The organism is Arthrobacter sp. Z4-13 (assembly GCF_054792705.1).
The window spans coordinates 3,981,825-4,001,064 of sequence record NZ_CP096459.1 but is presented as its reverse complement, the minus strand read 5'-3'; the positions used below and the strand labels follow the sequence as shown (position 1 = coordinate 4,001,064).

18 protein-coding genes and 2 tRNA genes are annotated in these 19,240 nt (G+C 63.0%); 7 read left to right on the top strand and 13 right to left on the bottom strand.

The window, feature by feature from the left end; translation table 11 throughout:
- Nucleotides 1-12: 12 nt before the first annotated feature.
- Nucleotides 13-1,983, top strand: a complete 1,971-nt coding sequence (pknB, locus tag M1E07_RS20335) for a Stk1 family PASTA domain-containing Ser/Thr kinase (RefSeq protein WP_461188399.1) — start codon at nucleotides 13-15, stop codon at nucleotides 1,981-1,983.
- Nucleotides 1,984-2,035: 52 nt separating this feature from the next.
- On the opposite strand, the gene M1E07_RS20330 is transcribed toward pknB, so the two are convergent.
- Genes M1E07_RS20330 through M1E07_RS20320 form a run of 3 tightly spaced genes read right to left on the bottom strand, consistent with a single transcriptional unit; the run spans nucleotide 2,036 to nucleotide 3,632 of the window.
- Nucleotides 2,036-2,677 (bottom strand): anthranilate synthase component II, encoded by a 642-nt coding sequence (locus M1E07_RS20330; protein WP_461188398.1) that lies wholly within the window; start codon nucleotides 2,675-2,677, stop codon nucleotides 2,036-2,038.
- Nucleotides 2,674-2,844 carry a hypothetical protein gene (locus tag M1E07_RS20325; protein ID WP_461188397.1) on the bottom strand — a complete coding sequence of 57 codons (171 nt, stop codon included), beginning with the start codon at nucleotides 2,842-2,844 and terminating at the stop codon, nucleotides 2,674-2,676. The genes M1E07_RS20330 and M1E07_RS20325 overlap by 4 nt, the downstream gene beginning before the upstream one ends.
- Before the next feature lie 2 nt (nucleotides 2,845-2,846).
- Entirely contained in the window at nucleotides 2,847-3,632 is a 786-nt protein-coding gene (locus tag M1E07_RS20320; RefSeq protein WP_461188396.1) for a class E sortase, read from the bottom strand.
- Between the two features lie 173 nt (nucleotides 3,633-3,805).
- Here M1E07_RS20320 and M1E07_RS20315 point away from each other — a divergent pair, with 173 nt between their 5' ends.
- Entirely contained in the window at nucleotides 3,806-4,057 is a 252-nt protein-coding gene (locus M1E07_RS20315) for a cell division protein CrgA (RefSeq protein WP_307097935.1), read from the top strand.
- A 119-nt stretch (nucleotides 4,058-4,176) separates the two neighbouring features.
- On the top strand, nucleotides 4,177-4,725 hold the full coding sequence (locus M1E07_RS20310; protein WP_461190451.1) for a DNA-3-methyladenine glycosylase I: 549 nt from the start codon (nucleotides 4,177-4,179) through the stop codon (nucleotides 4,723-4,725).
- Nucleotides 4,726-4,907: 182 nt separating this feature from the next.
- Here M1E07_RS20310 and M1E07_RS20305 read toward each other — a convergent pair whose 3' ends face one another.
- The 3 genes from M1E07_RS20305 to M1E07_RS20295 form a co-directional block, all read right to left on the bottom strand.
- Entirely contained in the window at nucleotides 4,908-5,375 is a 468-nt protein-coding gene (locus M1E07_RS20305; RefSeq protein WP_461188395.1) for a carboxymuconolactone decarboxylase family protein, read from the bottom strand.
- Nucleotides 5,376-5,967: 592 nt separating this feature from the next.
- The gene (locus M1E07_RS20300) at nucleotides 5,968-6,846 is read right to left on the bottom strand and encodes a rhomboid family intramembrane serine protease (RefSeq protein WP_461188394.1); all 879 of its coding nucleotides are present in this window, start codon (nucleotides 6,844-6,846) and stop codon (nucleotides 5,968-5,970) included.
- 9 nt (nucleotides 6,847-6,855) lie between these two features.
- Entirely contained in the window at nucleotides 6,856-7,401 is a 546-nt protein-coding gene (locus M1E07_RS20295; RefSeq protein ID WP_461188393.1) for a peptidylprolyl isomerase, read from the bottom strand.
- 155 nt (nucleotides 7,402-7,556) lie between these two features.
- On the opposite strand from M1E07_RS20295, the gene M1E07_RS20290 reads away from it, so the two are divergent.
- Entirely contained in the window at nucleotides 7,557-8,465 is a 909-nt protein-coding gene (locus tag M1E07_RS20290) for a hypothetical protein (protein ID WP_461188392.1), read from the top strand.
- A 110-nt stretch (nucleotides 8,466-8,575) separates the two neighbouring features.
- Nucleotides 8,576-9,451, top strand: a complete 876-nt coding sequence (locus M1E07_RS20285; RefSeq protein WP_461188391.1) for a glycosyltransferase family 2 protein — start codon at nucleotides 8,576-8,578, stop codon at nucleotides 9,449-9,451.
- 25 nt (nucleotides 9,452-9,476) lie between these two features.
- On the opposite strand, the gene M1E07_RS20280 is transcribed toward M1E07_RS20285, so the two are convergent.
- From M1E07_RS20280 to gyrB, 7 genes are all read right to left on the bottom strand, one after another.
- Nucleotides 9,477-10,427: a DMT family transporter gene (locus M1E07_RS20280; protein WP_461188390.1), complete on the bottom strand. Its 951-nt coding sequence runs from the start codon at nucleotides 10,425-10,427 to the stop codon at nucleotides 9,477-9,479.
- 77 nt (nucleotides 10,428-10,504) lie between these two features.
- Nucleotides 10,505-10,580: transfer RNA gene (locus tag M1E07_RS20275), tRNA-Ala, on the bottom strand.
- Between the two features lie 72 nt (nucleotides 10,581-10,652).
- Nucleotides 10,653-10,769 carry a DLW-39 family protein gene (locus M1E07_RS20270; RefSeq protein WP_229748488.1) on the bottom strand — a complete coding sequence of 39 codons (117 nt, stop codon included), beginning with the start codon at nucleotides 10,767-10,769 and terminating at the stop codon, nucleotides 10,653-10,655.
- Nucleotides 10,770-10,837: 68 nt separating this feature from the next.
- Nucleotides 10,838-10,911: transfer RNA gene (locus M1E07_RS20265), tRNA-Ile, on the bottom strand.
- Nucleotides 10,912-11,008: 97 nt separating this feature from the next.
- Nucleotides 11,009-11,665: a DUF3566 domain-containing protein gene (locus tag M1E07_RS20260; RefSeq protein ID WP_461188389.1), complete on the bottom strand. Its 657-nt coding sequence runs from the start codon at nucleotides 11,663-11,665 to the stop codon at nucleotides 11,009-11,011.
- Complete coding sequence (gene gyrA, locus M1E07_RS20255) at nucleotides 11,658-14,336, bottom strand: DNA gyrase subunit A (RefSeq protein WP_461188388.1); 2,679 nt, start codon at nucleotides 14,334-14,336, stop codon at nucleotides 11,658-11,660. Before gyrA ends, M1E07_RS20260 begins: the two co-directional genes overlap by 8 nt.
- Nucleotides 14,337-14,391: 55 nt before the next feature.
- Nucleotides 14,392-16,482: a DNA topoisomerase (ATP-hydrolyzing) subunit B gene (gene gyrB / locus M1E07_RS20250; protein ID WP_461188387.1), complete on the bottom strand. Its 2,091-nt coding sequence runs from the start codon at nucleotides 16,480-16,482 to the stop codon at nucleotides 14,392-14,394.
- Nucleotides 16,483-17,209: 727 nt separating this feature from the next.
- On the opposite strand from gyrB, the gene M1E07_RS20245 reads away from it, so the two are divergent.
- Together M1E07_RS20245 and M1E07_RS20240 are read left to right on the top strand one after the other, a co-directional pair.
- Nucleotides 17,210-18,352, top strand: a complete 1,143-nt coding sequence (locus tag M1E07_RS20245) for a ThuA domain-containing protein (protein ID WP_461188386.1) — start codon at nucleotides 17,210-17,212, stop codon at nucleotides 18,350-18,352.
- 138 nt (nucleotides 18,353-18,490) lie between these two features.
- Nucleotides 18,491-19,165 carry a hypothetical protein gene (locus M1E07_RS20240; RefSeq protein WP_461188385.1) on the top strand — a complete coding sequence of 225 codons (675 nt, stop codon included), beginning with the start codon at nucleotides 18,491-18,493 and terminating at the stop codon, nucleotides 19,163-19,165.
- Nucleotides 19,166-19,240: the final 75 nt, after the last annotated feature.

The following is a 19,240-nucleotide window of genomic DNA, read 5'->3' as shown; positions in this document are numbered from 1 at the left end:
CCAGGACAGCAAATGAACGAGTCAGCGCGCACACCGTTGCACCGCGAGGACAACCTTCCGGTGGACAACCAGCGTGTCCTGAGCGGACGGTATGAGCTGGGCGGCCTCATTGGCCGGGGCGGAATGGCGGACGTATACCGGGGCCTCGATACCCGGCTTGGGCGGACCGTGGCCGTCAAGCTGCTGCGCCCGGACCTGGCGCGTGATCCCCAGTTCCAGGCCCGCTTCAAACGCGAAGCCCAGGCCGTCGCTGCGCTGAACCACCCGTCCATTGTGGCTATTTACGATACGGGTGAGCACCTCGTCCACGATGGTTCGGATGACAACGTCCGGGTACCGTACATCGTGATGGAATTCGTTGAGGGCAAGACCATCCGGGACCTTATCCGGGCCAACGAAGTAACCATCCCCCATGCCATCGAATACTGCCTGGGCGTACTTGGAGCCCTGGAGTACAGCCACAAAGCCGGCATTGTGCACCGGGACATCAAGCCGGCCAACGTGATGTATTGCGAAGGCACCGACTCGGTGAAGGTCATGGACTTCGGCATCGCCCGTGCCATTGCCGACTCCTCGGCCACCATGACCCAGACGCAGGCCGTGGTGGGCACTGCACAGTACCTCTCACCCGAGCAGGCCCGCGGCGAAACGGTGGATGCCCGCAGCGACCTCTACTCCGCCGCCTGCCTCCTGTACGAAATGCTGACCTCGCGCCCCCCGTTCGTCGGCGACAGCCCCGTCTCTGTGGCGTACCAGCACGTACGTGAAATTCCGGCCCCTGCCAGCAGCCTGAACCCGGAAATTTCCCCTGCGCTGGACACCGTATTGGCGAAGGCACTGCAGAAGAACCGCGGCGACAGGTTCCAGGATGCGGCCGCTTTCATGCGCGCCCTCCGGGCCGCCAGGGCAGGTGTTCCTGTTCCCGCTGTATCGCCCTCTGAGGCACCCACCGATCCCAACGACCACGTCCCAGCTCCCTACACTGACCCCGCCACTGAGGCTTTTGCGGTTACCGGCGCCAGCTTCCTGGACAACGCGCCCACCGGCCGGCTCACTGCCGTCAGTGCACTGGCGGACGACGGCGGACGCACCGATCCCGCCGCTTACGAACCTTCCACACGGGATGAGCTACCTCTCGGCCTGCGTCCGGAACGCGAGCGGACCGGCCGTCAGAAGTCCCGCCGTCGTGCATGGATCAGCACCCTGGTGATCTTCACCGTTCTGGTCCTGGCCGGCGGCGGACTATGGCTGTACAACATTGTGAGCCGCCCGGCACCACCGCCTCCCAAGATTGCGATTCCGGTGGTGGCCGCGATGACTGAGTCCGCCGCACTGCAGGAGCTCTACGGCGCGGACTTTGAGCCCAGAATTGTCCGGTTGCAACACGAAACCGTGCCCAAGGGCACCGCCATCGGAACGGATCCGGCCTCCGGCGTTTCCATGGACCCCGGCTCCGAGGTGGTCCTGAACATCTCCGAGGGGCCAAGCGCCGTCAAGATTCCAGACGCCCTACCGGGCAAAACTGAAGCTGCGGCCCGGGACATGCTGCGCCAAATCGGGCTGGTGGGCGCACCCTCCACCACCACCGCCAACAGCGCCACCGTCCCGGCCGGCATCGTGATCACCACGAGCCCTGCCCCAGGGCAAAGCGTGGCCGTGGGCACAAGCGTTGAACTGGTGGTCTCCACTGGCAAGGTGGCGGTACCCGAACTTCGCGGACGGACCCGTGAAGAAGCAGAAGCAGCTTTGAAGGAACTGGGCCTGGTGCCCGCCGTCACTGAGGCCGAAAATGCGCAGGTGGAACCGGGCAGGGTCACGGATCAGAGCGACGCCGTGAACGCCGCGGTGGAACAGGGCAAGACCGTTACCATCGTGGTGGCCAAGGCGCCGCCTCCGCCGCCGCCACCCACCGCTACGCCAACGCCAACGCCAACTCCTACGGAGACGGAGACGGAGACGGAAAGGCCCCGCAGGAGGGACTGACGCCCTTTGTCTTCGGGGGTCAGCGGCTGGATTCAGGCCGGGAGTGGCTGAATCAGTGCTGGATGAGCGGGCTCAGCTTGGCCGCCCGCGCAGCTGCGCCTTTCATGCCCAGTGACTCCAGCCAGTTACCCAGCATCTGATAACCGCCCTCGGTCAGCACGGATTCCGGGTGGAACTGCACGCCGCACAGGGGCGCCGTTCGGTGCTGGAGGCCCATCACCACTCCGGACGCGGTTTCTGCGGTAACTTCCAGGACGTCCGGAAGCGTGTCCCGCACCGCAGCCAGGGAGTGGTAGCGGGTGGCCGTAACGGGGGAGGGGAGTCCCGAAAAGACGCTGGTGCCGATGTGCTCCACCAGCGAGGTCTTCCCGTGCATGAGCTCAGGGGCATGGGTTACCTTGCCGCCGAACGCCTCCGCCAGCGCCTGGTGTCCCAGGCACACGCCGAACATGGGCACGCTGTTCTCGCCGCACCACTGAATGAGTTCGATGCACACACCGGCTTCGGCCGGGTTGCCCGGGCCGGGTGAGACCAGCACGCCGTCGCGGGTGCCGGCCAGTTCAATGGCCTCCGCCAGGGTAACGTCGTCGTTGCGGACCACTGTGGTCTCTGCACCGAGCTCCTGCAGGTAACCCACCAGGGTGTAGACGAAGCTGTCGTAGTTATCCACCACGAGGATCTTGGTTGTGGTCATGGCTGGCTTGCTGAACCAATCGTTGAGTCGGTGAATTGGGTGTACTCGGACATCCAGGGAAAAAAGAACTGAACCATCAATACCAGTGCGGCGGCGATGAGCACCAGTGAGGTGACGATCCGCAGCCAGAAGGGCCCCGGCAGATGGCGGAAGATCCAGCCGTACATGCTCAGCCCCTTCCAACCGCTGCGGCCACCTGGGCTGCGATTTCAGCGGGCGGGCCGGCCGACGCCGGACGCCAGCTATCCAGCAGCGCGTAGGCGATGATGCGTTCTTCCGCTCCGAACCGGGGGTTGCAGCTGGTCATGGTGAGGAAGCTTTCCGTGGGGGTGACGCCGGGAAGGGTGGGCACCGGTTCCAGGACGTCCGTCCGCGACGGCATCACGATCTGGTTGTTGCGGAACACATACACGTAGTAACCGTCCTTGGTCTGGACGTAGATCCTGTCTCCGGGAACCAGGGTATGGATGTTGTCCAGCACAGCGCCATGGGTCTGGCGGTGCCCGGCAACAGCGAAATTGCCCACCGCTCCCGGCATGGCCGTGTTGGTGTAGTGCCCCAACCCCAGCGTATCCAGCACGTCGCCGGTGGTCCCCTGGACGATGGGTCGTGTATAGGACTCGCCGAACCGGGGAATGTACATAATTCCGATGGTGCCGGCATGGCCCGGTGCCGCCGAAACCACTGGGGGCCCAAAATCTTCGGGAGCCGCCGCAGCCGGCGCGTCCGGGGCAGTTGGAGCCGCAGCGCCGAGGTCCTGGGCGAACTCCTTGATGACTTCGCTCTGCTTCGCGTCAGATTCGACATTGGTCCACCACAGCTGCCAGGCGACGAAGAGCAGAAGGATGATCCCGGCCGTAATGAGCAGCTCACCCACAACCTGGATTGTCCCGCGCAGAATTACGACGCCGGCAGCCGGCGCAGCGACGGGCCTCGCCTTCTCCTGCAGTACCACGGGTTCTCCTCCGGGCGGGTGCGATGGGCATTGGTGACCCACGACTACGGCTAGAATTGGCTGCTAGTAAGAATCCAGATTTGACCAAGATCGCGCAGACCGCTGGCAACTTCCTTCTTGCAGGATATCAAGCCCGGAACGCCGAGCTTGCCTCAGCCCGCCAAGGAGAACCCGTGCCCGAGTCAAAGCCTCGCAAGAAGACCGCCAGCACCCCGCAGCAGGCTACGTCGCAGTCCTACAAGCCCAACCCCGTCTGGTTCAAGCCGGTCATGTTCGGCCTGATGATCATCGGGCTCTTCTGGATCATCACCTTCTACATCAGCGAAGGCCGGCTTCCGGTGCAGGCATGGGAATCGTGGAACATCGTGGCCGGCTTCGGCATCGCGATCATCGGCTTCCTCATGACCACCCGGTGGCGCTCATAGCTCCTGAAGGCGGTGCCGTTGCACCCGCTGCAGCTGAACGCGCTACTGTTGCCGTCGCTGCAGCTGCCGGTGGTGCAGTCGTTGGCGAGGACGGCCTCGCCCGGCCGGCTTGGGCGTCAGTGGATCCGCTCCTGCGCGACTACTACGACCAGGAGTGGGGCCTTCCGGTCACCGACGAACAGGGACTTTACGAACGCATCTGCCTGGAGGGTTTCCAGGCAGGTCTTTCCTGGGCCACCATCCTCCGGAAGCGCCCGGCCTTCAGGGCGGCCTTTGCAGGTTTCGACCCCGATGCCGTAGCCCGGTTTACCCCAGCCGACGTCGATCGGCTTCTCCAGGACCCCGGCATCGTCAGGAACCGGCTGAAGGTCCGCTCTGCTGTCACCAATGCACAGGCCACCCTCGCACTGCGGAAGGACGGCGGCCTGGTGGACTTCGTCTGGCAATTTAAACCGGCCGATACACCCCGTCCGGCAGTGCATTCCGACATCCCCACGCAGTCCGTGGAGTCGATCGCCCTGTCCAAGGCGCTGCGCAAGAAGGGGTTTTCATTCGTTGGCCCCACCACGATGTTCGCCCTCATGGAAGCCATCGGCATGGTGGACACCCACCTGCTGGACAGCCACCGCCGCGGTTCTTCGGGCATCTGGCCGGGGACCCACGCCTGACTGCACGTTTTCCCCAACTGTTGGGAAAGTTATCCACACTGTTGATAACCCTGTAGTGCGAGTAATAAGCAGGCTTCGCAAACGCTGTTCCGCGCCGAAACGCTAATCATGCCGAACAGATGCAGTTATTAACAGTGTGGAAGACCTGTGGATAACAGGGCCCCTGCGTGTCGGTGGTTGTACTACCGGTCCCGGCGAACGGGGTGATGGCTGGTGATGGACACCCGGTTGAATGCGTTCATGGTGATTGCCAGCCAACTGACAACCGAGAATTCCTCGTCCGTGAGGTGCTCGCGGGCGAATGCTTCCTCGTGAGCCTGTGAACGCTGGTCCGGCAACTCGGTGATGCTTTCGGCCAAGGCCAGGGCAGCCCGTTCCTTTTCGGTGAAGAGTGCCGTCTCGCGCCAGGCGGGGAGCACCGCCAGGCGCTGCCCGCTCTCGCCCGCCTTCAGGGCATCCTCAACATGAACGTCCAGGCAGTATGCGCAGCCGTTGAGCTGCGATATCCGGACGTGCAGGAGTTCCACTGTCTTCCCATCCAGTCCCGCAGCCTCAGCGGCCTCACGGACTTTGAGCCCCAGCCCGTTGAGTGCCCGCCAGAGGCCAGGATGCTGCTTGTCAAGGAAGATGTGCTTCGTGGTAGCGCTCAATGGATTCTCCTGGTCGGAAGGCAGTGCGGCAAAGGCAGGCAGCAAGCGGCAGGCCGGCCGTCACAAAAGCTGGGGCTGCCACCTAGCTTTGACTACCCTTCCGGCGTTGTCCACTTACCAACACCGCGATACCCACAACTTATCCACAGCTGTGGAAACTTTGGGCGCTATGGCGAGGTCGTGGCTCCCTTCACCCTGCGAGACTGGCGTTGCTGGAAGTGCGATCACATCGCTGTTACTTATTAACACTGTGCACAAGCCTGTTGAAAGCTGTCCGTACCCGCGCATGCTGCGCCTATTCCTGGCCTTCTTCCACGGCTTTATCCACAATTCCCTCAATTTGCCCCGCTTTGTCCACTTACGCACAACGCTATCCCCAAGACTTATCCACAGCTGTGGATTCAGCGGCGCCTGAAGTGGATTGACTCCTGCAGCTCCGCGGGAAAGCTCCTTTCCCGGATAAAACTACAGGCGTGTAAGTTACCAACACTGTGGATAAGTTCTGTGGATAAAAAAGGCCCCGACATCACCGATGTCGGGGCCTTCTCGAGAAGCTGCTGCTCCAGCCACTCGGGCTGGAGGATATTAGGAGCTACATGGAGATTTTGGCCCAACTGGCCGCGGCCAGCAGTACCAGGACCGCCACCAGGCCAAGTGCCTGGATAAGACCCTGCCGGGGTCCGCGGGGAGTGTAGGCAAGGACTGCCGCGCAGAGAGCACCCGTTATCAGACCACCCAGGTGCGCCTGCCACGCGATCTGCGGGATCAGGAATCCAATTACCCCGTTGATCGCGATCAACACCCACAGTTGCCGGGTGTCCCCTCCGCGCTTGCGTTGCACCAGCAGCATGGCACCGAAAAGTCCGAAAATGGCACCCGAAGCGCCCACGACGCCCACCAGCCCTTGTCCCGGCACCAGCACGGGATTCAGGAGCAGGTATCCAACGGAACCGCCCACTGCAGAGATGAGGTACAGCGCCAGGAACCGGGCCCGGCCGAGGAGAGGCTCAAGGGCTTGGCCGAAAATCCACAGCGTGTACATGTTCAGGGCAATGTGCAGGACAGAATCCGGCGAGTGCAGGAATGCTGCGGTGAGCATTCGCCACGGTTCGAACGCACCGTATTCCGGGGTGGCGAACACGTTGTTGTAGGCGAACTGTTCGTATACCAGCTGGCCCGGTATGAGCCACTGGAGTGCGTACATCAGCGCGCACGCCGCGATGATCCCGTACGTCACCATCGGCTTCCCGGACGCCACGGCGCCGCCGTAGACGGTCCGGACTTCCGGCGTCGTTCGCCTTGTCTCGTTGACGCAGTCAACACATTGGAATCCGACGGCGGCCGCCCGCTGGCAGTCGGGGCATGCGGGGCGCCCGCACCGCTGGCAGCGCACATAGGATGGCCGGTCCGGGTGCCGGGGGCATACCGGAACCTGCGCGGACGGCTCAGCCGACGGAATTCCGTAACTCATGGGTGTTGATTACAGCTGTTCGATATCGATGCTGTTGATGGTGACGTCCTCCACCGGGCGGTCGCCCATTCCGGTGCGGACGCCCTCGATGGCGTCGACAACCTTCTTGGATTCCTCGTCAGCCACTTCGCCGAAGATGCTGTGCTTGCCCTGGAGCCAGTCCGTGGGGATGGTGGTGATGAAGAACTGTGAACCGTTGGTGCCCTTGCCCATCCGGATGCCGGCGTTGGCCATGGCCAGCTTGTAGGGCTGGTTGAAGCTGAGCTCGGGGTGGATCTCGTCGTCGAACTGGTAGCCGGGACCGCCCACGCCGCGGCCCAGCGGATCGCCGGCCTGGATCATGAAGTCCTTGATGATGCGGTGGAAGATGGTGCCGTTGTACAGCGGCGTGCCCGTCTTGTCCTCGCCCGACTCCGGGTGGGTCCACGCCTGCTCACCCGTGGCGAGTCCAACGAAGTTCTTGACGGTCTTGGGCGCGTGGTTGCCGAAGAGGTTAACGACGATGTCGCCGAGGCTGGTGTGGATGGTTGCTTTTGCGGTTGCGATTGCAGTCATAGGGCTCATTCTTTCACGGCGGTCCGGGGTGGGGATGGCTGTGGCAACAGTTCCGCGCTGGGTGAAATCCGCCTAAAATCCGCAGAGAGAATAGCCGGTGAACAGCAAGCCACGTAGGCTAACCACAGACCGTCACATTAAATCGGGAGGTAGTTGTGAAGAAATCGGATCGTATTGCCCGTGACCTTGAGCTGTCAGTCACCAGCGCCGTAGAGAATGCCAGGGATTGGGCGGGCCCCCGTGTAGAAGCAGCCGTTGACCGTCTGCAGCACAGCCTGGATACCGCATCTCCCAAGATCCAGGAAGGCCTGAAAACTGCCGCGCACAGGGCTGCGGACGGCGTAGCAGTAGTGACGCCGCGCATCCAGGGCGGCCTTGCACAGCTCGCACCCCGGATCAATGACGCTGTGGAGGGCGCTTCCCCGCGGCTGCATGAGGCACTGGACAGGGCAACGCCGGTCATCCTCAATGCCCGGGACCGCGTAGTGGTCGAGTACCTGCCCCGGCTGTCGGACCAGATTGGTGTCGCGTCAGGAGTGGTGCACCGGACGCTCGAGGGCACCCCGGCACACGTTGACGCCGTCGCCCAGAAGCTTGGGGACGTCGGAATTATCCACGCCCTCCAGGAGCAGGCCCTGGCCACCGGGACGCAGCTCAAGGCCGCCGCCACCCAGGCGGCCGGCCGCACGGCGACGGTCCAGCTCGCTGAGCCCGAGACGCCGAAAAAGCGCGGCTGGCTGGTCTTCGGTGTTATCGCCGCGGCAGTTGCCGCCGGCGTTGCGGCCTGGAAGGCGTCCAAGCCCGTCGAGGACCCGTGGAAGACCCCGTCACCCGTCACGGGCACCGGCACGCCGGCACCGGTTCCGGCCACCACCGTGAACGAGGTCCCGGAAGCCACCACCGGCTCCGCCTCCGAGGTGGCAACCGCTGAGAAGGACACTGCCGGCGATACTGAGGACAAGGCCAAGCACGTGGCTGAGGACGTTTCCAGCAGCACGGCAACGGATGCAAAGGCAGCCACCAGCAACATCACTGGCGCGGACAAGGGCAGCGTCCAGTCCTAGCGGTCCACGTTTCCGGTGAGGGGTCCCGCCTTTTGAGGCGGGACCCCTTCTTCGTCCCCGGCGTCCTGTCCTCCCGGCGGGGCATCTGATCGGGTGCTAGATTTGGACTGATGCCAGCCGACCAATCCTCTGGGGATGCCTTGAACGACGCAGCAGAACTGCCCCGCGTATCAATTGTTATCCCGGCATACAACGAGGAGAGCGTGATCCGGCAGTGCCTTATAGCTGCCATCTACCAGTCGGTCCCTGCCCACGAGATCGTTGTGGTGGACAACCTGTCGAAGGACCGGACCGCGGACATCGTGCGGCAAATGCAGCTCGAATATCCCGAAAGCCCCATCATCCTGCTGAGCCAGGACAGGGAACAGGGGCTCATTCCCACGCGGAACTTCGGCCTGGACCACGCCACCGGCGACATCCTGGGCCGGATTGACGCCGACTCCGTGGTGGAGCCTGATTGGGTGGAACAGGTGCAGCGGGCTTTCCTCGACCAGTCAATCCAGGCGGCCACCGGCCCAGTGGTCTATTACGACATGCCCATGCGCCGCTTCGGACTCAAAGCCGATGACAAGATGCGCCAGCTCATGCTGAAGCTGGCCAAACACCAGTACCACTTCCTGTTCGGCTCCAACATGGCACTGCGGTCCTCAGCCTGGCAAATCATCCGGTCCGAGACGTGCCGTGATGAGAAGGACGAGATGCATGAGGACATCGATCTTTCCCTGCACCTGGCGGACCACGACCTGAAGATCCATTACTGTCCACAGATGGTTTCCGGCATGTCCGCCCGCCGGCTGGAGGACTCGCCCCGGGATTACCGGTACTACGTCACCCGGTTTGACCGCACCTACAAGGCACACAACGTCAAGAAAATGGCCCTCAAGGCGCCCATGGTGGTGTTCTTCTCGGTGTATTTCCCGGCCAAACTTTTGCGGGCCATTCACACTGTCAACACCGCCCAGCCGGTCCGCCGCGGCGGACAGTAGGGATTCACGCGGGCCTGGCGGCGGATCAGTCCGTCCCCAGTTCCGCCAGGGGACGTTCGGGCGGTCCATCAGTCCCGCCTGTACCTGTTGCCCGCCGCCGCCATGGTCCCCTCCCGGGCTTTTGCCCGAGGACGACGACGGCGAGTCCCACCAGGATGAGCGCCAGTCCGGCATAGGTGCCGGCAGGAAGCACCTCCTCCAGGAACAGGGCTGCGAGAAGGGCCGCCCCGGGGATCTCCAGGAGGATGATCATCGACACCAGGAGCGGACTCATCGTGGCAAGCAAATGGTTGAACGCAGTGTGCCCGATGAGCTGGGCGCACACGGTGATGGCCGCGATACCAAGCCACCCGGCCGCCTCGAAGCCCACCAGCGGCTGTCCCCCCAGCAGTGCCAGCACTGCCACCAGGGCCGCGCACATGCCGTAGCACAGCGTGGTGTAGGTACCCGTGGTCATGGACTGCCGGGCCTTGCCACCTGCGAGTGTGTAAAGGCCGGCCAGGGCTCCGCCCGCCACCGCCAGCAGGTCTCCCGCCAGGGCTTCGGGGGAAGATCCCATGTCGAACCCCGTGATGGCCACGACGCCGCCAAACGCGATGCCCAGCCCGGCCAGCACCTGCCAGCGGTGCCTGGTGCCCCGGAAGAGCTGGAAGACGGCGATCCACGCCGACTGAAGGCAGACCAGGGCAGTGGCAGCGGCAACGCTCGTCAGCTGCAGTGACGTGATGAAGCAGGCAAAGTGCAGCGCCAGCGCGACGGCGGCCAGCACGGACCAGCGGAACTCCGCCTTTGTGATCATGCCGAACTGCGCCGGCTCCCGAATGAGGGTGGGGGTCGCCATGACCGCGGCGCCGATGGCATTTCGCCAGAAGGCTATGGCCAAAGCGCTGACGCTGGTCGCCCCAAGCGTGGCTGCTATCAGGGGGCCGGAGGACGCAACGCCCAGCACGCCCAGGGCCGCAAGAAAGAAGTTCACTGTCCAACCCTAATGTCGGCTTCTGCGGGGCAAAGCAAAAGTCCCGGTTAGCGCTGACGCTAACCGGGACTTTCTTATGGTGGAGGCACGGGGACTCGAACCCCGAACCCCCTGCTTGCAAAGCAGGTGCGCTACCAATTGCGCCATGCCCCCATAAGAAGCAACCCGTCTATCATACCCTAGAACCAAGGAGCTGCTGACCAGCTCATGGACCAGGCGTCCGGCCTAGTCAACCGTGTCGGTTGACTTACTCCAGACAGTTTTCCGGGCTTCGGATTCCTGTGCTTTCCGGTAGACCAGGACGCCTGCGATTGCGGCTGCCAGTACAAGCAACTTCTTCACATGCTCCCCGTTCCGGTCCGGCCGCAGTGCTGCGAACCAAACCTCCACTTGAACCTGCACAGGTTCCGTGGGCGTACCAGGACTTGAACCTGGGACCTCTTCGTTATCAGCGAAGCGCTCTAACCGCCTGAGCTATACGCCCCGATACCTCATCGGGCCGAGACATGACTTTACAGCACATCCCGGCCCGATCTCAAATCGGGCGTTTTCACCGGGTCCTGGCCGGTGAAAACAGAGACTTAATCGTCCGTGAGGGTAACCCCGATGCCGCCCACCAGGGTGGCAGCGATGTTGTAGAGAACAGCAGAGAGCATGGAGAGCGCCGTCAGCAGGACAACGTTCACCACGGCGATGATGGTGGCGAAGGAAGCCACCTGCCCCAGGGAAGCAACCTTCTTCAGCTCAAAGCCGCCGCCCTCCGAGCCGGCAAGGGTACCCAGCAGGCTGTCCACCTGGTCAAAGATTCCGGTGAGGTCCAGGACGGTCCACAAAACGATGGCAGCGACCACGGTGACGATTCCCAGCGCCACTGACAGCAGGAACGCCATCTTCAGCACAGACCAGGGGTCCACCTTGCTGATCAGCAGCCGGGCGCGTCGAACTTTGGCCTTCGGCGCCGGCTTCACCAGTCCGGGCGTCCCTTGCGCAGGGCGCTGGCCGGGCTGGCCCTGCACCGGACTTCCCGGGGCCGTGCGCGGCGCTGGCTGTCCCGACGTCGGGCGGTCACCCTGGACAGGGCGCTGGCCGGGAACTGACGGGCGCTGGCCCGGAGCAGCGGCAGGCGCTGCCGGGCGCTGCTGGGGACGAACAGGAGCGTTCACGCGGGGCGCAGCCGAGGGCCGGCTCCCCTCGGGAACAGAAGTGTTCGGGTTGGAAAATGAGTCCGGATTACTCACTCGTTACCTCCGTGTTGTCTTCGTTCGGCTCAGCGTCGCCCGAGGCGTCCTCTGACTCTACGGCCGGTGATCCTTCTGCCACTGCTGACTCTGCGGCTTCCTCCGGGGAACCGCCATCGTCAGCCAACGTTACGTCATCCTCAAGCGATTCCTCGCCCTCGAGACCGCGTTCGCTGTTGCGGGCCACTTCGATGATCCGGTCGTTTTTGTCCGGCTTGGCGAAGATAACGCCCATCGTGTCGCGGCCCTTGGCGGGGACACCGGCGACCGAAGAACGGACAACCTTGCCGCCCTCCATGACCACCAGCACCTCATCCTCTTCCTGGACGATCAGCGCTCCCACGAGGTCACCGCGTCCTTCCGCCAGCTTGGCAACCTTGATGCCAAGGCCGCCGCGTCCCTGCAGCCGGTATTCGTCAACTGCAGTCCGCTTGGCGTAGCCGCCTTCCGTCACGATGAACACGTAGGATCCGTCGGTCACCACATTGGCGGCCAGCAATTCGTCCTCCTCACGGAACTTCATGCCGGTGACGCCGGAAGTTGCCCGGCCCATGGGCCGGAGGGCGTCCTCGGTTGCCGTGAAGCGGATGGACTGGCCCTTGCGTGAGACCAGCAGCAGGTCGTCGGTTTCCGAAACCAGCTGTGCGGATACCAGCTCGTCGCCGTCGCGGAGGTTGATGGCGATGACACCCGCGGAGCGGTTGGTGTCGTAGTCCTCCAGGCGCGTTTTCTTGACCAGGCCCCGCTTGGTGGCGAGAACCAGGTAAGGCGCCTGCTGGTAGTCCTTCAGGTCCAGGACCTGGGCGATGTGTTCGTCCGGCTGGAACGCCATGAGGTTGGCCACGTGCTGGCCCTTGGCGTCGCGGCCCGCTTCCATCAGCTCGTACGCCTTGGCGCGGTAGACCCGGCCCAGGTTGGTGAAGAACAGCAGCCAGTGGTGGGTAGTGGTGACGAAGAAGTGTTCCACCACGTCGTCGCCGCGGAGCTGGGCACCCTTGATGCCCTTGCCGCCGCGCTGCTGGGACCGGTAATTGTCACTCCGGGTGCGCTTGACGTAGCCGCCGCGGGTGATGGTGACCACCATCTCCTCTTCGGGGATGAGGTCCTCCATGGACATGTCGCCGTCGTAGCCCATCAGGATCTTGGTGCGCCGGTCATCGCCGTGCTTTGCCACGATTTCACCGAGCTCGTTACTGATGATTTCGCGCTGGCGCTGCTCGGAGCCGAGGATCTCGTTGTACTCGGCGATGAGGGCTTCAAGCTCTGAATGCCGGTCCTGGATCTTCTGGCGTTCCAAAGCGGCCAGGCGGCGCAGCTGCATGTCCAGGATTGCCCGGGCCTGCAGCTCGTCAATGTCCAGCAGTTCCATCAGACCATCGCGTGCCGCTTCGGTGGTGTTGGAAGCGCGGATGAGGGCAATGACTTCGTCGAGCATGTCCAGTGCCTTGAGGAGCGCCCGCAGGATGTGGGCTTCTTCTTCGGCCTTGCGCAGGCGATACCGGGTGCGCCGGGCGATGACATCCATCTGGTGGGTCACCCAGTGCCTGATGAATGCGTCGAGGCTCAACGTCCGCGGCACTCCGTCAACGATGGCCAGCATGTTGGCGGAGAAGTTGCTCTGCAGTTCGGTGTGCTTGTAGAGGTTGTTCAGCACCACCTTCGGCACGGCATCGCGCTTCAGGACGATCACCAGGCGCTGGCCGGTCCGGCCGGACGTTTCATCGCGCAGGTCGGCGATGCCCTGAATCTTGCCGTCCTTCACCAGTTCGGCGATCTTGATGGCCAGGTTGTCCGGGTTCGCTTGGTACGGCAGCTCGGTGACCACGAGGCAGGTGCGTCCCTGCAGCTCCTCCACGTTCACCACGGCGCGCATGGTGACGGAACCGCGGCCGGTCCGGTAGGCATCCTCGATGCCCTTGTGGCCAAGGATGGTGGCACCGGTGGGGAAATCCGGGCCCTTGACCCGCAGGAGGAGCTCTTCCAGCAGCTCCTCGCGGCTGGCTCCCGGGTTGGCCAGGTACCACTGCACGCCGTCGGCTACTTCGCGGAGGTTGTGCGGCGGGATGTTGGTGGCCATGCCGACGGCGATGCCCGAGGATCCGTTGACCAGCAGGTTGGGGAACCGGGCTGGCAGGATGGTGGGTTCCTGGTTCTTGCCGTCATAGTTGTCCTGGAAATCGACAGTTTCCTCGTCGATGTCCCGGACCATCTCCATGGCAAGCGGCGCCATCTTCGTCTCGGTGTAACGCGGCGCAGCAGCGCCGTCATTTCCCGGCGAACCGAAGTTGCCCTGGCCAAGCGCCAGCGGGTAGCGCATGGTCCAGTCCTGGATAAGGCGGACCAGGGCGTCGTAAATCGCGGTGTCGCCGTGGGGGTGGTACTGGCCCATGACCTCGCCCACCACACGGGCACACTTATTGAAGGAGCGCTCCGGCCGGTAGCCGCCGTCGAACATCGCGTAAAGCACGCGGCGGTGGACCGGCTTGAGGCCGTCCCTGACGTCCGGGAGGGCGCGGCCCACAATAACGGCCATGGCGTAATCCAGGTAGGACCGCTGCATTTCCGTCTGCAGGTCCACCTGCTCCACACGGTCAACCAGCACGTCGCCTTCAAGAACGGTCTCCGGGTTCCCGGCCTCGGGGACCGGGTTCTCGGGTGTTTCGTCGCTCATTTTCTATTTCCGTTTCAGGTATATGTCAGTTCTGGAATATGCAAAGGAGGTGCGCTTAGATATCCAGGAACCTCACGTCCTTGGCGTTCTGCTGAATGAAGTTACGGCGTGATTCCACGTCCTCGCCCATTAGGACAGAGAAAATCTGGTCCGCGGCGAGTGCGTCATCCATGGTGACTTGAAGCAGCGTGCGGTGGTCCGGATCCATGGTGGTGTCCCACAGCTCTGTGTAATCCATCTCGCCAAGACCCTTGTAACGCTGGATGCCGTTGTCCTTGGGGATGCGGCGCCCGGCTGCCTGACCGGCAACCAGTTTCGCGTCGCGCTCCCTGTCGCTGTAGACGTAGTCGTGCGCAGCGTTTGACCACTTGATGCGGTACAACGGCGGCTGGGCCAGGTACACATAGCCGTTTTCAATCAGCGGACGCATATAGCGGAACAGCAGCGTCATCAGGAGGGTGGTGATGTGCTGGCCGTCCACATCGGCGTCGGCCATCAGGACGATCTTGTGGTACCGGAGCTTCCCGAGGTCAAAGTCCTCGCCGATGCCGGTGCCGAACGCCGTGATCATGGACTGGACCTCGGCGTTGCCCAGGGCCTTGTCCAGGCGGGCGCGCTCCACGTTCAGAATCTTGCCGCGCAGCGGAAGGATGGCCTGGGTCTCGGGGTTGCGGCCGCGCTTGGCCGAGCCGCCTGCCGAGTCACCCTCCACGATGTAGACCTCGCACTTCTCAGGGTCCTTCGAGGAGCAGTCGGACAGCTTGCCCGGCATGCCGAAGGATTCCAACGGGCTCTTGCGGCGCGCGTTGTCCCTTGCCTTGCGGGCCGCCATGCGGGCCTGTGCCGCAGAAATCGCCTTGCGGATCACGTCCCTTGCAGGGCCGGGGTTGCGTTCCAGCCAGTCACCGAGTCCGTCGGTTACCACACGCTGGACGAAGCCCTTGACCTCCGAGTTGCCGAGCTTGGTTTTGGTCTGACCTTCGAACTGGGGTTCAGCAAGCTTGACGGAAATGACGGCGGTGAGGCCCTCACGGATGTCGTCGCCGGTGAGGTTGTCGTCCTTTTCCTTGATGATCCCCTTTTCGCGCGCATAGCGGTTGATCAGGGAGGTCATGGCAGCACGAAAACCTTCTTCGTGCGTACCGCCCTCATGGGTGTTGATGGTGTTGGCGTAGGTGTGGACGCTTTCGGAGTAAGCGTTGGTCCACTGCATCGCCATTTCCAGGGCAATCCGGCGCTCTTTGTCCTCGGTCTCGAAGGCGATGACGTCCTCGTGGACCACTTCCACCTTCTTGCCGGAGTTCAGGTGCTTGACGTAATCCAGCAGGCCTTCGTTGTACTGGTAGACCACGGTGCGGTGCTCGGCGCTGACCTCGCCCTCGGTGATAACAGCATCGAGGTCCAGGTCCGCATCTGCTTCGCTGTCGCTGGCGGCGGTGCGTTCGTCGGTCAAGGTGATGCGCAGGCCCTTGTTGAGGAATGCCATCTGCTGGAACCGGGCGCGCAGCGTCTCGAAATCGAATTCCGTTGATTCGAAGATCTCGGCGTCCGGATAGAACGTCTGGGTGGTTCCGGTGTGGTCGGTTTCCTCGCCCTTGACCAAGCTGCCCTGGGGCTTGCCGCCGTCGGCGAAGGACATCCTCCAGACGTGGCCCTGGCGGCGGACTTCGGTGTCCACCCTGCTGGACAGGGCGTTGACAACGGAAATACCCACGCCGTGCAGACCACCGGACACGGCATAGCCGCCGCCGCCGAACTTGCCGCCGGCGTGCAGGATGGTCATAACGACTTCGACTGTGGGTTTGTGTTCCGTGGGGTGCATGTCCACCGGAATGCCGCGGCCGTCGTCCACCACTTTCACGCCGCCGTCGGCCTGAAGCACTACTTCAATATGTGAGCAGTAGCCGGCCAGGGCCTCGTCCACGGAGTTGTCCACCACTTCGTAGACCAGGTGGTGGAGTCCGCGGGGCCCTGTAGAGCCGATGTACATGCCCGGGCGCTTCCGCACTGCCTCCAGGCCTTCAAGGACAGTAATGTCGCTTGCGCCGTACTCGCGTGGAGTGGCAGTTTCCCCCGGGGTGTCAGGCGTGCGGGCATCCTCGACTGCGGGCTCAGCTGCCAGAATATCTGTATTGTCGTTAGCCACAGGCGCTGTCGACTCCTCTGTTCTCGATGATGGCCGGCTGATTCTTTTCCTCAGTTCATCAGGAAAGTCGTCTGCCAACAGGCACAAACTTATAGCGCCGGTTACTAGTCATTGGCGGAATCCGAAGTCCGCGTGCTGGAAGCGTGCGGAAAACGGACTCAGTCAACGTTTAACCCGCGCCCAGTTATCTGCAATGATTCTACCGCGAAACGGGCAGTATCCCCGCATCTCAAGGGCGTGGATGGCGGCCAATGTGCCCTTTGCAGGCCGTAGACCATGCCTTGGGCGCCCCAACGGTCCGGTCTCCGGGTGCCTATACACCCTCCGGCCCCCACGGGGCTCTATACGCCGTTGGATGCAGTTCTGGAGATCCATGTGCAGGAACCTCAGTGCTGCACCGTCGGCGCTTTGAAGTTCTGTATGACTCCAAGATGGGCCAGGCGCTGCTATTGCCGCTCGCGATAGCAGTTATGTCGATGGCGAATCATTTCTGCCGTATCTATCGACGAACAAAAGGCAGAGTTCGGCAAGTTATGTGGCAACCAAAAAGAAAAGCACGCCCAGAACCATGGAAATGCGCGTAGTTACGGTGTTTACTGAACAGGAGTTGTCGAACGGCAGCCTATGGCGGCTCAAAGCGGTAGGTCTCTGAGAATCAGGAATTCAATAACCGGGTGCCCAGCCCGGGCGATGTCCAGTCTGCGGCACTGCAAACAAGAGGAGCGCAATGAAGCGATACATCAGTAAGGCAGTCCTTGGCGTACTTGGAACGGCGCTTGTCGTTCCTGCCCTGGTGATAACTCCAGCCCAAGCCGAGTCCGTTCCGGCCCAGGCCGCGGCGGTGCAAAACTATGACGTACTGGTCGTTGGGAAGACGACCGGCTTCCGCCACAGCAGCATTGATGAGGCGACCACGGCGATCATCGCCCTCGGCGAGGCAAATGGGTTCAGCGTCGATGTCTGGGACCCCCCGACCTCGTCCAGGAATCAGGGACAGCCCGACCGCACGCTTCCGAGCACGCCATTCACCAATGCCTCGGACCTTGCGAAGTACGAGACCATCGTCTTCGTTTCCACTGTCGATGGCACCAATAACCTCGATCCTGCAAAGCCGACGTTGCTCGACGCGGGCGAGCTGACGGCTTTCCAGGGCTATATCCGTTCTGGTGGCGGGTTCGCCGGGGTCCATGCAGCTACGGATTCGATGCACACAATTCCCTGGTACAGCCAGCTCACCGGTGGTGGCGCCCGGTTCATCGGCCATCCTGAGCAGCAGACTGCCGTCCAGGTTGTTGAAGACCGCACCCATCCTTCTACAGAGCACCTGTCAGGGACCTGGACGCGCTTTGACGAGTGGTACAACTTCACGCAAAGTCCCCGCGATAGCGTCCGGGTCCTCACAAACCTTGACGAAACCACGTACAACGCGCGCGGCAACGCTATGGGTGCCGACCACCCGCTGTCCTGGTGCCAGAATTTTGAGTCCGCCCGCTCCTGGTACACCGGCGGGGGACATACGGAAGCATCCTACGTTGACCCGGTCTTCCTTAAACACCTGCTGGGCGGTATCGCCTGGACGGCCGGTGCGGTAAACGGCGGCGGCGACTGTGTCACTTGGTCCGAGGTTGGGTCGTTGACACAGGACCTACTCGCTGGTGGCGAGATCTCAGCGAAGGCCGCCACCCAGCTGACAAAGCAGCTGGACAAGGCCCAGGAGCTCGCGGAAGCCGGCCTGCATGCCGATTCCGCAGACAAACTGAACGCAGCTGCGGCGCAGGTCAAGGCGCACGCCGACAGTGATTCCGAAGCTCATAACCTGCTGCTCGGAAAGGTACGGGACCTGCAAATCTGGCAGAGCGAACTGGAGTAACCATGGCATCTGCCGCACTGGCGTCCGCTTGAGGCGCCAGTGCGGCGGGGCACCATTAAGTGCCGCGAACATCTGGAGCCAGACCACACCATCCGCGGAGCTCGCGGAAGAAAAACCGTATAAAGGTAGTCGATCCTCTTGAACCCTTCTCCGCGCCCCTCCCGCAAAACCCGCGTTCTGGCCATAGCGGCCGTGGCCGCGGTCCTGATAGTCGTGGCCGGTGCACTGAGCGCCGGGCGAACCGGGAACGGCAACAATGCTCCCGAGGCCGGTTCAATCGAAGCGGTTGCCGAAAAACTGGCCACGGGCCAGGCCCGCGCAAGGGCTGAGCTCAACACACATCTGACTGCGGCAGCCGAAGCCGCGCATGGCCATCTGGTGCAGGTTCTGCAGGAACTTGCCTCCGCTGTACCGGTGCACGAAACGATCAGTTCGAATCCAGCCAGCATCAGTGATGTGGACGAGTGGAATCGCGACCTGGCACTAGCGACGTCTGCATTGGAAGCCGTCGAAGAAGGCACAAGTGAACAGACTGTGACGCGGGAGGCCCTCATTGGTGCCGCTGAGCTGCTCCAGTCGGCAACTGCTGGTTATCGACATCTTTTGAGCGCACCCGCTGACCAGCGTGAGGCCCTCGCTGAAACCGTGGCGGAGCGACGCGATGCGGCGGTGCGCTTGTGGCAGGCCGGGGCAGCACAACTGGACACCCTTACTGTTGGCTCAGGTAAAGGGCATGTACATGTATTCCTGACTCCGGACGGTGACCCCGATGCTGTCCCGGAGGAGTTCCAGGAGCCAGGGAGCCAGGAATGACCTCGAGTGATACCCCTCCGGCTTCGGCAGGGCGCTGCCCGCCGGTCAAGGGATTTCCAAGAGTTCAACGGCGGG